The sequence below is a fragment of the Buchananella hordeovulneris genome (genome assembly GCF_001907235.1).
Classification (GTDB): domain Bacteria; phylum Actinomycetota; class Actinomycetes; order Actinomycetales; family Actinomycetaceae; genus Buchananella; species Buchananella hordeovulneris.
In genome coordinates this window covers 92,867-108,866 of record NZ_MQVS01000003.1, presented here as the reverse complement: position 1 = coordinate 108,866, position 16,000 = coordinate 92,867, and the positions used below count along the sequence as shown (strand labels likewise).

Here is a 16,000-nt window from a genome sequence, read left to right as displayed (position 1 = left end):
AAGCCTTTCAGCGCGCAGGTTCGAGGTCGGCGGGGGCGGTCAGCCGCCCGGTGAGGGCGGTGGCGGCGGCCACCGACGGGGAGACCAGGTGCGTGCGCCCGCCTGGGCCTTGGCGCCCCTCGAAGTTGCGATTGGAGGTGGAGGCGCAGCGCTGGCCCGCGACCAGTTGATCGGGGTTCATCCCCAGACACATGGAACAGCCAGCGTTGCGCCACTCCGCGCCGGCCGCGGTGAACACCTGGTCCAGGCCCTCGGCCTCGGCGGCCAGGCGCACGCGGGCCGAGCCCGGCACCACCAGCATGCGCAGGCCCTCCTTGATGCGGCGGCCGCGCAGCACGGCGGCGGCGGCGCGCAGATCCTCCAAACGTCCGTTGGTGCACGAACCGAGGAAGACAGTGTCCACCTCGATGTCCTTCATGCGGGTGCCCGGTTGGAGGTCCATGTATTCCAGCGCCCGGCGGGCGGCGGCCCGCTCGGTCTCGTCGGTGAAACTGGCGGGGTCGGGTACGACCGCGTCCAGCGGCACGCCCTGCCCGGGGTTGGTCCCCCAGGTGGCGAAGGGGCGGATGTCACTGGCCGCTAGGTGGACCTCGGTGTCGAAGTGGGCGTCGTCGTCAGTATGCAACTGCGACCACGCCGCCACCGCCGCCTGCCAGTCTTCCCCCTGCGGGGCGTGCGGCCGCCCTTGCAGGTAGGCAAACGTGGTTGCGTCCGGGGCGATCATGCCGGCCCGGGCCCCGGCCTCGATGGACATGTTGCACACGGTCATGCGCTCCTCCATCGACATTTCGGCGAAGGCCTGCCCCCGGTACTCGATAACGTGCCCGGCCCCGCCCCCGGTCCCGATCTTGGCGATGACCGCCAAGATGACATCTTTGGCGCTCGTGCCCGGGTGCAGGGGGCCGTCGACGTTAATGGCCATGGTCTTAAACGGCTTCAGGGGCAGGGTCTGGGTGGCAAGCACGTGTTCCACCTCGGACGTGCCGATCCCGAAGGCCAGGGCCCCAAAGGCCCCGTGGGTCGAGGTGTGGGAGTCGCCGCACACGATGGTCAGCCCGGGTTGGGTCAGGCCCAGCTGGGGGCCGACGACGTGGACGATGCCCTGCTCCTTGTCCCCCAGCGAGTGCAGGCGCACCCCGAACTCGGCACAATTTTTGCGCAGCGTCTCGATCTGGGTGCGCGAGATCGGGTCGGCGATCGGCTGGTCGATGTCCCGGGTGGGGGTGTTGTGGTCCTCCGTGGCGATCGTCAGGTCCGGCCGCCGCACCGGCCGCCCCGCCAGTCGCAGGCCGTCGAAGGCTTGCGGACTGGTGACCTCGTGGACGAGGTGCAGGTCAATGTAGAGCAGGTCCGGCTGGCCATCGCGGCCCTTGCACACCACATGCTGCTCCCAGACCTTTTCGGCCAGCGTCTTGCCCACCGTCAGCCGTCCTTTCCATGGGGGGCTCTCCGCCCCGCCACTTGCATCTCACATTGTAGGATGGCAATATCATCGCATGGACGAGATGCAGACTTCAAGCGGCATCGGCGTGCTGGACAAGGCCGCCGCCCTCCTCGATGCCCTCGAGGCAGGCCCGGCGACCCTAGCGCAACTCGTGGCCGCGACCCACCTAACCCGCCCCACCGCCCACCGCCTTGCCGTCGGACTAGAACACCACCGGCTAGTTACCCGCGATACCCGAGGCCGTTTCGTGCTCGGCCCGCGCATCACCGAACTGGCCGCCGCCGCCGGGGAAGACCGCCTGCTGGCCTGCGCCGGGCCCGTGCTGGCCATGCTGCGCGATCACACCGACGAATCCGCCCAGCTCTACCGCCGCCAAGGGGACCACCGCATCTGCGTGGCCACCGCCGAACGACCCGCCGGGCTGCGCGACTCCGTGCCGGTGGGCGCCACCCTGTCGATGTTGGCTGGCTCCGGCGCCCAGGTGCTGCTGGCGTGGGAGGATCCCGAGCGCCTCCACGCTGGCCTGAAGGGCGCCAGCTTCACTGCCACCACCTTGTCTGGCGTGCGCCGCCGCGGCTGGGCGCAATCGGTCTCCGAGCGCGAGATCGGCGTGTGCTCCGTCTCGGCCCCAGTGCGCGGCAAGGGCGGCCGCGTCATCGCGGCCGCCTCCATATCCGGACCCATCGAGCGCATGGGGCGCCAACCCGGCCGCATCTACGGAGAAATGGTGGCCGCGGCCGCCAACCGGCTGTCTGAGCTACTGCAGCAAACCTCCGCCTGAGGCCGCCCCCTGCGCCGCGGCGTAGGCCGCCACCACCGTCTCGACCACCGTCGGCCAGTCCTCGGTCGGTGGGGTCGTGGCGTTGTGCGCGGTAATCGCCGCCAGCTCCCCCGGGTTGGCCAGCAGCCAAGCCAGGTGCTCCCCCAGTTCGTCGTCACTGTTTGCCAGCAGTCCGTTGCGGCCGGGCGTGATGAAGTCGTCCATGCCGGTGCCCGCCCGCCCCACCACGGCCAGCCCCGCCGTGCGCGCCTCCAACGGGGCAATCCCGAACGCCTCGTCTAGGCGCGCCGAGAGGTAAACGTCGGACTGCCGATACAGTGCGGCCAACTCCTCGCGCGTCACCCGGCCCGCCAACCGCACCCGGTGCGCTATGCCCGCCCGCGCGATCTGCTGCTGCAGCGCCCGACGCCGCGGCCCGCTCCCGCACAGCACCAACTCGGCCTCCACCTGCGGCACGGCGGCCACCGCGCGGGCAAACTGCGCCACCAACACCTGCGGCCGTTTCGCGCGCACCAACCGAATCGCGGCCACACACCGCACCGGCCGCCCCTGTCGTGGCGCACGCGCCGCGGGCTGCCAGTGCGCCACCGTAATCCCGTTGGGCACCACCCGCACCTGATGCCCCCCGGCCCGTTCCACCCACCCGGCCGCGTAACGCGAGACCGCCGACAGCACCGCGCCGCGCTCCTGCCACCGCCGGGGCGCCCCCCACCGCGCCCCCACCCAGGCTCCCACCGGCCCCAACGTGCAATGCCAAGTGATCACCACGGGCAGACCCAGCTCCTGCGCGGCGGCGATACCGGACCATGCAAACGGCGAGACGACGCCCGCGTGCACATGGACCACATCCGGCCGCGCGGCCGCCAACTCCCGCCGCAGTCGTGCCCGCGCCCGCGGCACCACCGGCAGCTCGCCGGGCAGGCGGGCGGTCAGGCGCCGCACCACGAACGGCTCGGCGGGGCTGACGGCGTCCCGATCGGGGGTGGCGGTAAACACCAGCACCTGGTGTCCCGCCGCCTGCAACTGGTGGGACAAGTCCCGCACCAGGGTTTCAATGCCGCCGAGGCGCGGCAGGTAGCAGTCCGAGATCATGGCGATGCGCATGGGCCCAGTGTTGCCCCTGCGGCGGGCAAAAGAAAGAAGGCAGGCCCACCGCCTGCCCCCTTCCCTGGCGCTCAGCGCGCCTGCTTCCTCTCGGGTAGCACCACGAGCCGGTCGTCGGCCAAGTGCATCACCTCGATCGGCCAATCGTAGATTCGCGACAATGTCGGTCCGGTCAGCACCTCCCGCGGCGCCCCGCAGGCTGCCACCACTCCTTGTTCCAAGAGGGCCACCCGATCGCAGTAGGCGGCCGCCAGCTGCAGTTCGTGCATGACAGCGACAACAGCGTGCCCCTGGGCGGCCAGCGACCGGCAGATCTCCATGATGCGTTCCTGGTGGGAGATATCCAGCGCGGCGGTGGGCTCATCCAAGAAGACCACGCCCGCCTGCTGGGTCAACACCCGGGCGAACGTCACCCGTGCCTTCTCCCCGCCCGACAGGCGCGTCACTTCCCGGTCGGCCAGGTGGGCCACATCAGTGCGTTCCATCGCCTCGCCGACGATCTCCTCATCGCGGGCGGCATCTGCAGGCCAGCAGCGTCGGCCCATGGCCACGATGTCGCGCACAAAATAGGCGAAGGGGAAGGTCGATTGCTGCGGCATCACCGAACGAATCCGGGCCAGCTCCTGGCGGCCATAGGCGGACAAGGGGCGCCCCGAGAACTCCACCTGTCCGCCAGCGGCCTCCAGGTCTCCCGACAAGACCCCGACCAACGTCGACTTACCTGCCCCATTGGGGCCGAGCAGGCCGACGACTTCGCCGAACTCCACCGCCAGATTCGCGCCGGCCAAGATCTGCCGCTTGCCGTAGGCGAAGGACACGTCGCGGGCCTGCACGGCCCACGGAGATTGCTCACTCATGCGATCCCCCTTCGCAGCCGGGCTCGCAGCAGGAAGAAGAAGGTGGGACCGCCCGCCAGCGCCGTGAAGATGCCGATCGGCAGGTCCGCGAAGGGCACGAGCGTGCGAGCCGCCAAATCGGAGACCGTCACCAAGAGTGCCCCGCCCAGCAACGCCGCGGGCAGCAGCACCGTGTTGGTGGGGCCCATCGCCAAGCGCACCACGTGCGGCACGATCAGCCCGACGAACGCGATGACCCCGGCGTAAGACACCGCGGCCGCCGTCAACAACGTCGAGACCGTGATGGCCGCTAGCCGCAGCCGCTGCACGTTAACGCCGATGTGTCCGGCCGCCCGCTCTCCGAGGGACAGGGTGTCCAGAGGCCGGGCCAAGAACCAGGCGGCCACTAAGCCCACCAGCGTCACTACCCCCACCAATCCCACTTGCTGCCAGGAGGCACCATTGAGCGAACCCATCTGCCAGAACACGATGTGGTCGCGGGCCGTGGTGGGCGCCAGATAGGTGGCGATGGACGCTAGCGCCCCGCACACCGCGGTGACCGCAATGCCGGTGAGCACCAGCGTGATGGCCTCGGCTCGCCCGCGGGAGCGGGAGAGCAGATAGACGGTGGTAGCCGCCGCCAGGCCCGAGACAAACGCCGCCAAGGGCACGCTCAGTCCACCCAGGGCGTGCGGGGCGAACACGAGAGTCAGCGAGGCGCCTACCGACGCTCCCGATGACACCCCAATGATGCCCGGCTCCGCCAGCGGGTTGGAAAACAGGGCCTGCATCACGGCGCCTGCCACTGCCAGGGCCCCGCCCACCAGCAGACCGAGGGCGATGCGCGGGAAGCGAATGTTCCACAGCGTGGAGAAGGCCAACGGGTCTTGCGGTGGGTCGGCCAACTGCAATTGGGATCCCAATGCCCGCCCGATGTCAGCTACGGCCACCTGGTACTGCCCCAGCATGGCGGAGGCGAGCACCGCTGCCCCCAACAACAGCACCAGCAGGGAAAAGGTCACGGTTATGCGCACCTGACGGTGCGCAAACCCGGTGCGCACTGCCCGGCTCATGAACCGGCAGGCACCCCGTACAGGGCCCGCGCCACCGCCAGCAGCACCTCGCCAGCCTGCGGCCCGAAGGACAGCGCCACCCCGTCCGGAATGGCGACAACTCGCTGTGTGGCCCCCGCCCGCGTCTGGGCAACCCCCGGCCGCTCCAGCAAGCCCGGCAACCCGTTCGTCGACTCCAAGCCCGACTTCATCACCAGGATGACTTCCGGGTTCAAGGCCACTAGCGCCTCCGCATTCGCCGGGGTGGTGGACGTGATGCCGTTGCGGGCGGCCGCGTCCTGCGCCCCCAAGGCCGTGATGAGGGCCGTTGCACCCTCGTCCTGCCCCAGAATGAAGAACACGCCTGCCGTGCCCCGCACGTACAGGAACGACGCCTCCAGCGGCGTGGCTGGCTGCCACTGCTTGATCTGGGCCAGGGCCGCGTCGATCTCCCCCTGCGTGCGGTCAGCCAGCGCCTTGCCTGCGTCCGGGACCCCCAGCGCGTTGGCCACCGAGGTGATCAGCGGGCCCGTGGCCTCCAAATTTCGCTCCGGATCCAGCAGCACCACCGGCACGCCAGCTGCTCGCAGTTGATCGATAACCTCCGGCGGCCCCACCGAGCGGTCGGCCAGGATCAGCGTGGGTTGCAGCGACAAGATCGCTTCCGCGTTGAGCGAGTGGCCGTCCTTCGTGACCACCGGCAGCTCAGCCAGCTGGGTCTCCGTCGACGACACCGTCCGCCCCACTAGCTTGTCGCCATAGCCCAGGGCGATGACCGTGCGGGACAACGTGCCTGACAGGTCCAACGCCAGCACGCGGGACGTGTCCGCCACGGTCACCTGGTTTCCCTCGAAGTCGGTAAGCGTCACCGGGAGCTGCTGGGCGAAGGTCCCCGCGATCGGCAGGGGGTCAGCCAGCTCCGGTACCTCGCTGAGCCCGGTCAGCGTGCGTGGGTCTGGCAGGGCCACCGGGGCGGGAGTGTCCGCCTGCGTGGGGGCGGCGGAGTCGGTGGCAGGCGCCTGGCTGGCGGCCGGGGTGCTGGCCACCGCCGACGGGGCGGCCGACGGGGCGGCCGCAGGCTCGCCACTCGCGCACGCCGCCACCAACAGGGCAAAGGCAGGAATCAACAGTTTCTTTAGTCGCATGATTATCACGAGTGCTTAGGTGAGATGGGACGGAACCACGGTTCCGTTGGTGGAATAGTTCCCGCCAACGGCGGGGCGGTGCGGGACAAAGTTCGCTTTGTCCCGCACCGCTTACGCGCCCTAGCGCACTAGGAACGCTTAGCCTTCCGTTGCGCCACGACCAGGGCCGCGCCGCATGCCAGCAGGAAGGAAGCAACCAGGGCCAGGCCTTGCGCGTCGGCTCCGGTCTTCGCCAGCGGGTGCCGCGTCAACTTGCCGGTGGCCGGGTCGCACGAGGAGGCCGGGGCGGTCTTCAGCTCGGAAGTCAGGCCCGCGAGCTTCTCCCCCGCCTTGTAGAAGCCGGCAAAGGCCTTGGCCCCCTCATCGGTCAGGGTCACTTCTGCCCCCGCCAGTTTCAGGGTCTCGCCCTCTGTCTTGACCTCCGAGAAGCTCACGTTCGCAAACCGCACGTTACCGAGGTCAAACTTCTTGCCGCTCATGTCGGAGCCGGAGACCGTCAGATACAACTCCCCGCTGTTTCCGTTCACCACCAGCGACGGGTTGGAGATCTTCAGATCCAAGATGCCGTTGTGGCCGGTGAAGTGCACCGAGCCGGAGTAGTTGATCCGTCCCGACTTCTTCGCCACGTCGAAGTTCCCGTCCGCGGCCGGGAAGGCAAACTGGGTGCCGTCCCACTGGGCGCCGTTTAGTTCCCAGCTGCCCTTGGCGATCGACCCGCGAATGTAGGTGGTGAAGGACTCCCGCAGCGCCCACTTGAGGGTGCCGGCAGTAATGACCTTCTGGTTCGGGTCGGCCGAGCACTGCTGAGCCTTGCTACCGCCCCCGCCAGGCTTGCCCGGGTTCGTACCCCCCGGCGTTGCGCCCCCGGGGGTAGAGCCACCCGGCGTCGAGGGATCTGGCTGGCCCGGCGTGCCCGGTGTGCCCGGAGCGGGGTCGGCGGGCAACTTGGCCCCCAGCTTGACCACCACTGGATCCAGTGCCTGCCCCGCCTGGTAGAAGCCCGCGAATGCCTGGGCTCCTTCCGCGGTGAGCTTGGCCTCCGCGAAACGCAGCGTCGTCTCCCCGGCGGTGGTGCGCTCGGGCTCCGACAGCTGGGCTAGCCGCACCCGCTGGATGCCCGGCAACTGGGCCCCCGGTTCGAGCGACTTAGAGGCCAGGTCTGCCACCAGGTACCAGGAGCCTGCCTGCTTGACGACCTCCGGGTTGGCCAGAACCATCTCTAGCTTGCCGCCGTGCCCGGTGAAGCGCACCCGCCCCCGGGCCTTGGCGCCTGCGAAGTTGGCCCCGTCCAGCTGCTGCCCGGTAACCAGCGGGAAGTTGAACTCGCCGGTGACTCCGTCACTCAGTTCCCACTTGCCGCGGGCGGGACCGTTCTTGATGTAGTTGCGGAACGTGTCCTTCAGCCCCCAACTCAGGTAGCCCGGCTCTCCCGGGGCCACTGGCGGGGCAACCGGAGGCTGCACCGTCGGGGGCGGCGTGGGCTGGCTGGTTGGCTTGGTGGTGGGCTGCGGCGTCGGCTGGGCCGTGGGCGTGGCGGTCGGCTGGGCCGTCGGGGGCGGCGTCGGCTGGCTGGTTGGCTTGGTGGTGGGCTGCGGCGCAGGCTGGGCCGTGGGCGTGGCGGTCGGCTGGGCCGTAGGCTCCGTCGTCGGCGCGGGGGTGGGCTCCGTCGTCGGCGCGGCCGTCGGCTGGGCCGTCGGTGCTGTGGTCGGCTCCGTCGTTGGCTGGGCCGTCGGCTCCGTCGTCGGCGCGGGGGTGGGCTCGCCATCAGGCGCGACCTGTCGCACGACGACCGTGATCGGGTCGAGCTTCTCCCCCGCCTGGTAGAAGCTGCTGAAGGCAGCCACCGCGTCGGCGTGCAACAACACCTCGGCGAAGTGCAGCGAGATCTCCGGCGTGCGGGAGTAGACCGGGTCGGAAAGCTTGGCCACCGTCACCCGCTGCGGAGTCAGATCGGCCGCAGCCTGCACCGATCCCGGCTTCGGCGCGCCGCCCAGCGGCTTGGAGGCCACCAGTGCTGTCAGATACCAGCCATCTGCCCGCTTTTCCACAGTGGGGGCGCCCACCCGCAGGTCGAGCAGCCCATGGTGTCCGGTGAAACGGACCTGGCCTCGGAACGCTGCGCCGTCAAACCGGCCCTGCGTCAGACTCTGTCCCTCAGCGAGCGGGAAGACAAACTCACCGGTGGCTCCATCGCTCAGTTCCCACTTGCCGCGGGCGGCACCGTTCTTGATGTAGTTCCGGAAAGATTCCTTCACTCCCCACCGCAGCTCGGCCGTAAAGCGGGCGTGCGGATCGCGGGGGTTAGTAGTCGGCTGCTGGGTAGGGGCAGTGGTCGGCGTGGCCGTCGGGGCAGCCGTCGGCTCCGCGGGCGGGGTGGGCAAGTCAGACTCGTTCACCGCCTCATCCTCTTGCCCAGGCTCCGGCCAGTCCCGAACCTTGTCCTTGATCTCCGTAATTACGCTCCAGTCACGGAACTTGTTCTTGGTCAACCACACGCCATTGAGGCGGAACGCGGTCTTCGCCCACTGGTTCAAGGAGGAGGGGTCGGTGATGAAGTTGTGGGCCAGCTTGACCTTCTCCAGCCCCCGCAGCTTGGCCAACGGGGACGGATCGACCAAGTGGTTGCGGGTCAAGTCAACTTCCCGCAGGTAGAGCTGCTTGGCCAGCGGGGTGATGTCGCGCAGTTGGTTGTTCGCCGCCCGCAACGTGTAGAAGGACTCGCCTGGCTGCGGCAGGCCGCTCAGATCGGTCAACCGGTTGTTCTCCACGTCGATCAGCGACAACTCGCTCAACCCGGCCAACTCGTTGACATTAGTCAGCTGGTTGTTCACCGCGCTGATGTTCTGCAGCTTGGTCAGCTTCTCCAACCCCGCCAGGCTCCGCAGCTGGTTGTGGTCGACGTCAATTTCCTTCAACAGCACCGAGTTACGTAGCGGTCGCAGATCAGTGATCGCCTGGTAGCTCAATCGCACCCGCCCCAAGTTGGTGGCGTGCTCCAGCCCCGACAGATCCTTGATCTTTTCCCCAGGCTGCAGGCGCACCCCGATGCACTGCAGGGACTGCAGCTTCTCGATGACCTTGTTGGTCATCGGCACCTTCGCGTCCAGGTCGAGTTCGTTGCGAATGCAGGCTTCCAAGGTCTTGTCTGGGATAGTGACATCCTGGATCGGCACCGACGGGTCCGTCTTGGGGCCATTATCCTGCCGCGGAAAGCGGTCCGGGAAAACCTCCCACAAGTTTGGTTCCGGGGCTTCGCCGTCCTGCCCGTAAATCTTCACGGTCGCCAGGAAGGGGGCCTGCACCGTACCCGCATAGAATCCCACCAGCTTGCCCGACAAGTCGGTCAACCGCGGCTTGTGGGAGAAGATGACCAGGTAGCCCTGCCGCACCTCCCATTCCAGGTCGGGCATTTCCAGAATTGCCTGCTGTTTGAATTCGGCTTCCCCGCCGCCAGCCATCGTGCCTTTGGTTCTGGCATCCACGAGGAGCTTCTTGTTAGCCAGGTCAACGGTCGGGTTAGAGATGCTGACATCAAGGATGCCTTCATACTTCTTCCACTCGACCTCTCCCCCGAACCGCACGGTGGTGAGGTTATCTAGGTCAACCTTCTGCCCAGACTTCAAGTACCAACCGAGGTTGCCCGATTCCTTAACCAGGCCCATCCCCCAGCGTTCTTCGTTTTCAATGCCCACATACTGGCGGAACGAGGTCACGTAGTCCCAGTTAGCAACACCCTTGGCCAGCTCCACGACGCGCGGCGCGGGGGCCGGGGGCGTGGAGCTGGCATCCTCCGGCGCGCCGTTGCCGCCATCGCTTGGCGCGCTCGGAGCCTCCGGCGCAGCCGACGCCTCCGGAGCCGCCGGGGCAGTCTCACCTGGCGTCGGCTGGCTCGGCTCCTCGCTGTCTGCCGCCGGGCTCGTCGGCGGCTCTGCCGGAGCCGACTCAGCGGGCGACGGCGCCGTCTCGGACTCGTCACCGCTGCCGGGCTGGGCAGTCTCACTTTCGGAGGCTTCGCTGCTCACTGTCGGCGGCGCATCCGGGTTCTCCACTGCCAATGCTGCGGTGCCAGTGGTTAGTCCACCAGCAACTAGCAGCACCGACAGAGTCGACGCAAGAATCGTGCGTCGAGCACTGGGCTTCATACAGGCTCTCCTCAGGTTAGGCCATAGTTGCCTTCTTAACGATGCGTCCTGGATCCTAGTAAGGCCAGCCTTACCTCTGCAATATCGCGCAAGCAGCGGCCCGCCGCTCACCACCCCGGCCCGCTACACCGTTGCAGCACCATTGCCTGCAAGTCCGCCACAAACAACCGCCGAACCACCACCCCGTTTTTCGGGCGTGCTTCTCCTCACACTTGTCGGCGCAGGCCGCGCAGCAGCCGGACCCGAAAGGAATCCACACCCGGTGCCTGGAGACAACAAAGCGGCCCGGAGGATAACTCCGAGCCGCTTTAGCAGCCCCGACCGGATTCGAACCGGCGCCGCCGCCGTGAGAGGGCGGTGTCCTAGGCCGCTAGACGACGGGGCCCTAGGGGCTCCCCGAGGGGGAACCAGCTCCTGCGGTTGGACTCGAACCAACAACCGTCCGATTAACAGTCGGATGCTCTGCCATTGAGCTACGCAGGATCGCGAGGCAAGACTCTACCAGGCCCGCAGCAGCTCACGCACCACTTTTGCCAAAAAACGACCTCATGTGTCCATCCCCACATGGCCGCGCGCCTGCCTGACCACGGCCGCGACGGCGGCGTCGTCCACCCCGGGCTGGGCCGTGCCCACGGCATCGACCGCCAAACGTCCCGCCTCGTCTTGCCGCACCGTCACCCGCACCCAGCGTCCCTGCCCCAACTGGCGCGTGAGCGAGTAGACCGTGGCATGCTCCACCGCATCGACCAGCGCCCGGGCAAAGTCGTCAATCTCGCTAGTGGCGGGCACCAAATCCAGCGGCACCAGCTGCGGATCGACCAGCCGCACCTGCCATCGTCCCTTCTCCTCCTGCCAGGACACGTGCTGGATGGCGTGGAAAGGCAGCGAGAGCTCCACTCCGTCTTGCCCAACAACCACTAAGGCGGCGCGCCCCACGGCTGCCCACCGCTCCCCCACTAACGCCACGGCCGGTGCCCGCCTATCGGTTCCCAGGTGAGCGGCCACGGCAGCCGGGGGACGTTGACGGCGTCGAAAGAACATGTCACCACCGTATCCCAGGCCGTGTAGGCTTCTGCCCGGAACGCCTCGCGGCTCCCACCCCCGATAGCTCAGTCGGTCAGAGCAGCGGACTCATAATCCGTCGGTCCTGGGTTCAAGTCCCAGTCGGGGGACCAACGCACGCAGGGCAGTGCGCCCGTCGCCCACCGTCACAAAAACGAGTGGGGGCGGCCCCGGCGCCTGCCGGAACCGCCCCCACCGTTTGGCCTCAGTTACGCAGTTGGCGCAACGCCTCCGTCACCTGCGCGGAGAGCGAGCCTTCGCCCCCCACAAGTATGACCTTGCCTACCTCCGGCGAGCGCCGCAGCAACTCGGCAGTGGGCGCCGACAGCTGGTTGCCCGCCGTCAGCAGCAGCCGCGCCTGCAGCCGCGCTGCCAAAGTCCCACCGGCCAACGCGTCGGGATAGGTTTCGCCCGACGCCAAGACCACTACCCCCGTGCGCGGGAGGAACTCGTCGGCCAGCTTGGCAGCGGTTTCGTAGCGGTTGCTCCCCACAATGGTCTTGGTGGACGACAGCCCCGCCTGCCGCAACGCCCGGTCAGCGTGCCCGCCGACGGCGACAACGTCGGTCTGGTGCTTGGCCAGGAACTGCCTGGTTTCGGCCGGTACGCCGCGGGCATCCGTGAGCACCACCACGGCATCTGCGGCGGCCGCGACCGCCCCCGCCGCGAGCGCGTCGGCGTGGTTCAGGCCGTCGGCTACCAGCACCCGTTCGATGGGCATCCCGGCGGCAACCATCGTCTCGGCCACCGCCGTGGCCGTGGCGAAACGGTTCCGGCCCGCGACCCGCTCTACTTGCATCCCCAGCTGCCGGAGTTCTTGCACCTTCGCCTCGGGCACGGAACCGGTCCCCCCGATCAGGTAGACCCGCTGCACTTGCTTGTCCATTAGCGCCTGCCGCAGTGCGGGTTCCAGCTTTTCCCCGGTGGTTAGCAGCATGGGGGCGTCCAGCGTGGCCGCCAAGGGAGTGGCTGCCAGCGCGTCGGCGTGGTTAGTGCCCGATGCCAACACGACCGTCGGCCAGTTGCCGGGCAGCGAGGAAGCTACCGCGAGCGCCGTCTCCACCCGGTTGCGCCCCGCCGTACGTTCTGTCGCGAGCGGCGCGGCCGTCGGCGTCGGGGTCGGGGTGACCGTCGGCGTCGGCGTCGGTGTGACCGTCGGCGTCGGCGTCGGGGTCGGCGTGGCCTGCCCACCCCCCACGGTGCCTTCCAGCCGCACCTCGGCGGCCGAGGAGAAGGACCCGTTCCGGGTCGACTGCGAGCTCACCGCCCGCAACGTTACGTACCGTCCCCGCGCCGCCGCGAAAGTGACCCGCTGTTCGTCGGCGCTCTCCGTAAACTCGCCGCTGGCAACGAGTTTGCCCCGCTGCCCGGCCTCCGCCGAGACGTAGATCTCGTAGTCCTTGATCTTCGAGTTCAGGGCGTCGCTTTGCGACCGCGCGGTGTACCGCAGCGCGGTGAGGTCGTATTCCTTCCCCAGATCGAATATCAGCTCGTTGGGCGGGGTGCCGATGGGTGCCCCGGACCACCGGGAGTGCCAAATGGTTTCCCCGTCACCGTCCAGCACGTTGCTGGCGCGCCCATCTTCCCGCTGGGTCTCCTCGCTGGAGGCTTGGACGCTGATCGTGCGGGGATTAATCGTGTTGGGGTACGACGGGGGCGCCACCTCTTCCAGCGCGGGGTCGTCCCCGTCGGTAACAGCGGGGGCCTGGTTGCCTACCACGAACCCGCGGGCGCGCAGGGCGTTGGCCTCCAAATACTGTTCCCAGGTCACCGTGGTGTCGGCCCCGGTTTGCACCACGGGGTCCGCGCCAGTGCCATAGAACGCGATCTTGGCTGGCCGGCTTTGCGAGCCGTAGCCCCACAAGACGAGGTCGCCGCCGACGGTGGTGCCCCGCTTGACGTGCAGGGTGGTCCCGGGCAGGAAGGTCACCGCCTTGAGCTGCTCGACGGTGTTGAACGGCGACTGCTCGCTCAGGCCGGTGCCCGCCTGCGGGGCGGTGACGTCCAGGTAGTAATCGGTCGGAACCTCGAACTCGGCGTCCGCGCGGAAGACCTCCAGGGCCGAGATGTGCACCGGACCGCGCGCGGCGGTGACCGTCAACCGTACCTTGGAGGCCTGCACCGGCTCGGTCAGCACGTCCAGGCGCTTGTAGCCGATGGTCGGACCAGTGGAGACCTCGACCCATCCGGACTCGGTCAGCGCCTCGACGGTGTAGGCCTCCACCTGCTGGCCGCCGCCCTTGATCTCCTCCCCGAGGCCGATCCGGGAGATTTCCGTTGTCTCACCCAGGTCGACTTCAAAAACGGCGGGCAGTTGTACCGGTGCGGGGGCGGTGTAGCGGTTACCGTCGGTCAGCTCTGGGGCCGCCACCGTGGCTTGCGTGGTTCCCACGGCTCCCGGTCGTCCCACCGCAAGGTCGTAAGGCATCGATTGGCGCACCCACCGCCGCAGCTGCAGGAGCCGCGCCACATCGCGACCATCGATGCGTCCAGCGCGGTCCGGCGGCACGTTTAGCAGCAGGATCGAGTTGCGTCCCACTGAACGGTTGTAGACCCCTTGCAGGGTAGCCAGAGACTTGGGCCCCTGGGAGGCGTGCCAGAACCAACCGCCGCGAATGGACGTGTCTGCCTCAGCCGGCCACCAGTGCAGGTAGTTGGCGGTCCCGGATTGCACGGCGCCAATGATGGACTGGCTGCTGCCTAGGTCGCGGGCGGTGTCGCTCGGCTTGGGGTAGATCCGCCCGCCGGGCACTGCCTCGTGGACGGCCTGCGGGTTCCACTCCGCCTCGCGTGCCAGGCCACCTTCGTTGCCGACCCAACGCACGTCGCGGCCTGCCACTGCCACCGCGGCATTGGGCTGCAGCTTACCGATCAGGTCGTAGAAGGCGTCGTAGTCGAAGCGTTCGGTGCCCGCCGTGTTGCCTGCCGCTCCGTCGAACCACACCTCATCGATGGGGCCGTATTCGGTGAGCAGTTCGTACAGCGTGTTCAGGAAGAGGGTGCCGTAGTCGGTCGCCTGGTAGGTGAAGCTAGGCAAGTCGCCGCTCGCGACGCGGGCGGCGCGGTCGTCGTTTTCTACTAGGGTCGGAATTTGCCGCGCGGTGCGCTCCGAGCCGTTACCGAAGATGCCCTTGCGTTCCATGCTGGAGTCCGCCGGGGACAGGTAGATGCCGACCTTCAATCCATACCGGTGGGCGGAGTTGACGAAGTCACGCACGACGTCGCCCTGGCCGTCTCGCCAGGGAGAGCTGGCGACATCAAAGTCGGTGTAGCGCGAGTTGTAGAGCATGAAGCCGTCGTGGTGCTTCACCGTCAGGATCGCGTAACGGAAGCCTTGCGCGGCTAGCGTGCGCGCCCACTGGTCGGTGTCGAGCTGGCTCGGGTTAAAGCGAGCCGGATCCTCGGTGCCGTGCCCCCACTCTTGTCCGTAGAAGGTGTTGATACCGAAGTGCAGGAAGGCGGTAAGCCCGGCCTCGTGGAAACGCACCTGCTTGTCATTCGGGCGCGCTGCGCTGGCTGCCGCCAGAATCTTTTGCGGGCAGTCGGCCGACGTTACCGGGACAAAGTTTGCCGGCGTGAAGGGCTCGAACTCGCAGTCCGGATTACCCGGGTTTTCCCCCGGCGGGGTGGAGGGGGTGAGCACAAAATCTGCGCCCGGGTCGGTCACCCGAATGCGCGCGTATTCGCCCCGTAAACCCCGGTTCGAGGCGTCGGCATTAATTTCGCCCCCGAAGGCAAATTTGTTGGCATTGCCCTGGCTGTTGTGGGCCCAGGCGTTAGCCGTGACCGCCGGGAGTTCCTGGCCGTCCAGGCGCACCTGCAAGGTGGCACCGTTGTCTTGCGGCAAGTACGCCAACTGCAGGATGTGTTCCTGTCCGGCCCGCGGCAGAGCCGCGCTTTGTGCGTGGTCCTGCCACTGCCCGTTGGCGTGGGAGGAGAAACCGTACTTCAGCTGCCCGCCTTGATAGCGCACGAACAGGTTGCCCCCGTAGGAGAAGACGGTACCCAATTCTTGTTGGTTATCCCTGGGGGTGAACCGCATCTCGGCTTTGAAGCCCGTGCGGGCCTGCCCTTCCGCGGCCCCGAAGCTGGCGGCCGCGAACTCGAGGCGCTGATTGCCGCCGTCCACCTTCAGGTGTTTCTCCAGCCCGTCGGCTGCCTCCTCGACGGTGGCGCCGTGGTGCACGGATAGCCCGCCGCGCATCACCTCGTCGCCCTGGGTCGTGTACTGGTTGTCCGTGGCCATCGAGCCAGCGAAACCCACATCCAGGTGGATCACCGCCGGTTCGTCAGCGTAGGTGGTGGTGGGACCGAGAGCCAACAACACCGCTATCGCGGAAGCTCCACTGACCCGCCGGAAAGTGCTCAGACGCATCCTCACGTCCTTTCGGTAGGAACCTCATTGATCCAACGTGAGTGATTCTAAGCACTTAG

At 68.0% G+C, this 16,000-nt stretch carries 9 protein-coding genes and 3 tRNA genes; 2 read left to right on the top strand and 10 right to left on the bottom strand.

Translation table 11 applies throughout. The annotated features are described in order from the left end of the window. Positions 1 to 7: 7 nt before the first annotated feature. Positions 8 to 1,420 carry a 3-isopropylmalate dehydratase large subunit gene (gene leuC, locus BSZ40_RS03815; protein WP_084542604.1) on the bottom strand — a complete coding sequence of 471 codons (1,413 nt, stop codon included), beginning with the start codon at positions 1,418 to 1,420 and terminating at the stop codon, positions 8 to 10. A gap of 76 nt (positions 1,421 to 1,496) precedes the next feature. Here leuC and BSZ40_RS03810 point away from each other — a divergent pair, with 76 nt between their 5' ends. Further along, on the top strand, positions 1,497 to 2,225 hold the full coding sequence (locus BSZ40_RS03810; protein ID WP_281246632.1) for an IclR family transcriptional regulator: 729 nt from the start codon (positions 1,497 to 1,499) through the stop codon (positions 2,223 to 2,225). On the opposite strand, the gene BSZ40_RS03805 is transcribed toward BSZ40_RS03810, so the two are convergent. The 8 genes from BSZ40_RS03805 to BSZ40_RS03750 all read right to left on the bottom strand — a co-directional run bounded on the left by BSZ40_RS03805 (position 2,202) and on the right by BSZ40_RS03750 (position 11,545). Further along, on the bottom strand, positions 2,202 to 3,329 hold the full coding sequence (locus BSZ40_RS03805; protein WP_073823480.1) for a glycosyltransferase family 4 protein: 1,128 nt from the start codon (positions 3,327 to 3,329) through the stop codon (positions 2,202 to 2,204). The genes BSZ40_RS03810 and BSZ40_RS03805 overlap by 24 nt on opposite strands. Before the next feature lie 71 nt (positions 3,330 to 3,400). Beyond that, positions 3,401 to 4,186 (bottom strand): heme ABC transporter ATP-binding protein, encoded by a 786-nt coding sequence (locus tag BSZ40_RS03800; protein WP_073823478.1) that lies wholly within the window; start codon positions 4,184 to 4,186, stop codon positions 3,401 to 3,403. After that, positions 4,183 to 5,238: a FecCD family ABC transporter permease gene (locus BSZ40_RS03795; RefSeq protein WP_073823476.1), complete on the bottom strand. Its 1,056-nt coding sequence runs from the start codon at positions 5,236 to 5,238 to the stop codon at positions 4,183 to 4,185. Before BSZ40_RS03795 ends, BSZ40_RS03800 begins: the two co-directional genes overlap by 4 nt. Beyond that, complete coding sequence (locus tag BSZ40_RS03790) at positions 5,235 to 6,362, bottom strand: heme/hemin ABC transporter substrate-binding protein (RefSeq protein WP_187343206.1); 1,128 nt, start codon at positions 6,360 to 6,362, stop codon at positions 5,235 to 5,237. The genes BSZ40_RS03795 and BSZ40_RS03790 overlap by 4 nt, the downstream gene beginning before the upstream one ends. Before the next feature lie 128 nt (positions 6,363 to 6,490). Further along, positions 6,491 to 10,504 (bottom strand): HtaA domain-containing protein, encoded by a 4,014-nt coding sequence (locus BSZ40_RS11230; RefSeq protein WP_084542603.1) that lies wholly within the window; start codon positions 10,502 to 10,504, stop codon positions 6,491 to 6,493. Positions 10,505 to 10,816: 312 nt separating this feature from the next. Next, positions 10,817 to 10,889, bottom strand: a tRNA-Glu gene (locus tag BSZ40_RS03760). Between the two features lie 26 nt (positions 10,890 to 10,915). Then, positions 10,916 to 10,987 (bottom strand) — tRNA-Asn (locus tag BSZ40_RS03755). A gap of 63 nt (positions 10,988 to 11,050) precedes the next feature. Then, on the bottom strand, positions 11,051 to 11,545 hold the full coding sequence (locus BSZ40_RS03750; protein WP_143180871.1) for a hypothetical protein: 495 nt from the start codon (positions 11,543 to 11,545) through the stop codon (positions 11,051 to 11,053). Positions 11,546 to 11,602: 57 nt separating this feature from the next. Between BSZ40_RS03750 and BSZ40_RS03745 the strand changes: the two genes are divergently transcribed. Further along, positions 11,603 to 11,679 (top strand) — tRNA-Ile (locus tag BSZ40_RS03745). 92 nt (positions 11,680 to 11,771) lie between these two features. Here BSZ40_RS03745 and BSZ40_RS03740 read toward each other — a convergent pair. Next, a complete protein-coding gene (locus BSZ40_RS03740; RefSeq protein ID WP_073823472.1) occupies positions 11,772 to 15,941 on the bottom strand; it encodes a cell wall-binding repeat-containing protein in 4,170 nt (1,389 codons plus the stop codon). Positions 15,942 to 16,000 lie beyond the last annotated feature (59 nt).

Coding starts and splice junctions, on each gene's coding strand:
- BSZ40_RS03740 (WP_073823472.1), bottom strand. CDS start 15,941: ATGCGTCTGAGCACTTTCCGGCGGGTCAGTGGAGCTTCCGCGATAGCG.
- BSZ40_RS03795 (WP_073823476.1), bottom strand. CDS start 5,238: ATGAGCCGGGCAGTGCGCACCGGGTTTGCGCACCGTCAGGTGCGCATA.
- BSZ40_RS03810 (WP_281246632.1), top strand. CDS start 1,497: ATGGACGAGATGCAGACTTCAAGCGGCATCGGCGTGCTGGACAAGGCC.
- BSZ40_RS03800 (WP_073823478.1), bottom strand. CDS start 4,186: ATGAGTGAGCAATCTCCGTGGGCCGTGCAGGCCCGCGACGTGTCCTTC.
- BSZ40_RS03790 (WP_187343206.1), bottom strand. CDS start 6,362: ATGCGACTAAAGAAACTGTTGATTCCTGCCTTTGCCCTGTTGGTGGCG.
- BSZ40_RS03750 (WP_143180871.1), bottom strand. CDS start 11,545: ATGTTCTTTCGACGCCGTCAACGTCCCCCGGCTGCCGTGGCCGCTCAC.
- BSZ40_RS11230 (WP_084542603.1), bottom strand. CDS start 10,504: ATGAAGCCCAGTGCTCGACGCACGATTCTTGCGTCGACTCTGTCGGTG.
- BSZ40_RS03805 (WP_073823480.1), bottom strand. CDS start 3,329: ATGCGCATCGCCATGATCTCGGACTGCTACCTGCCGCGCCTCGGCGGC.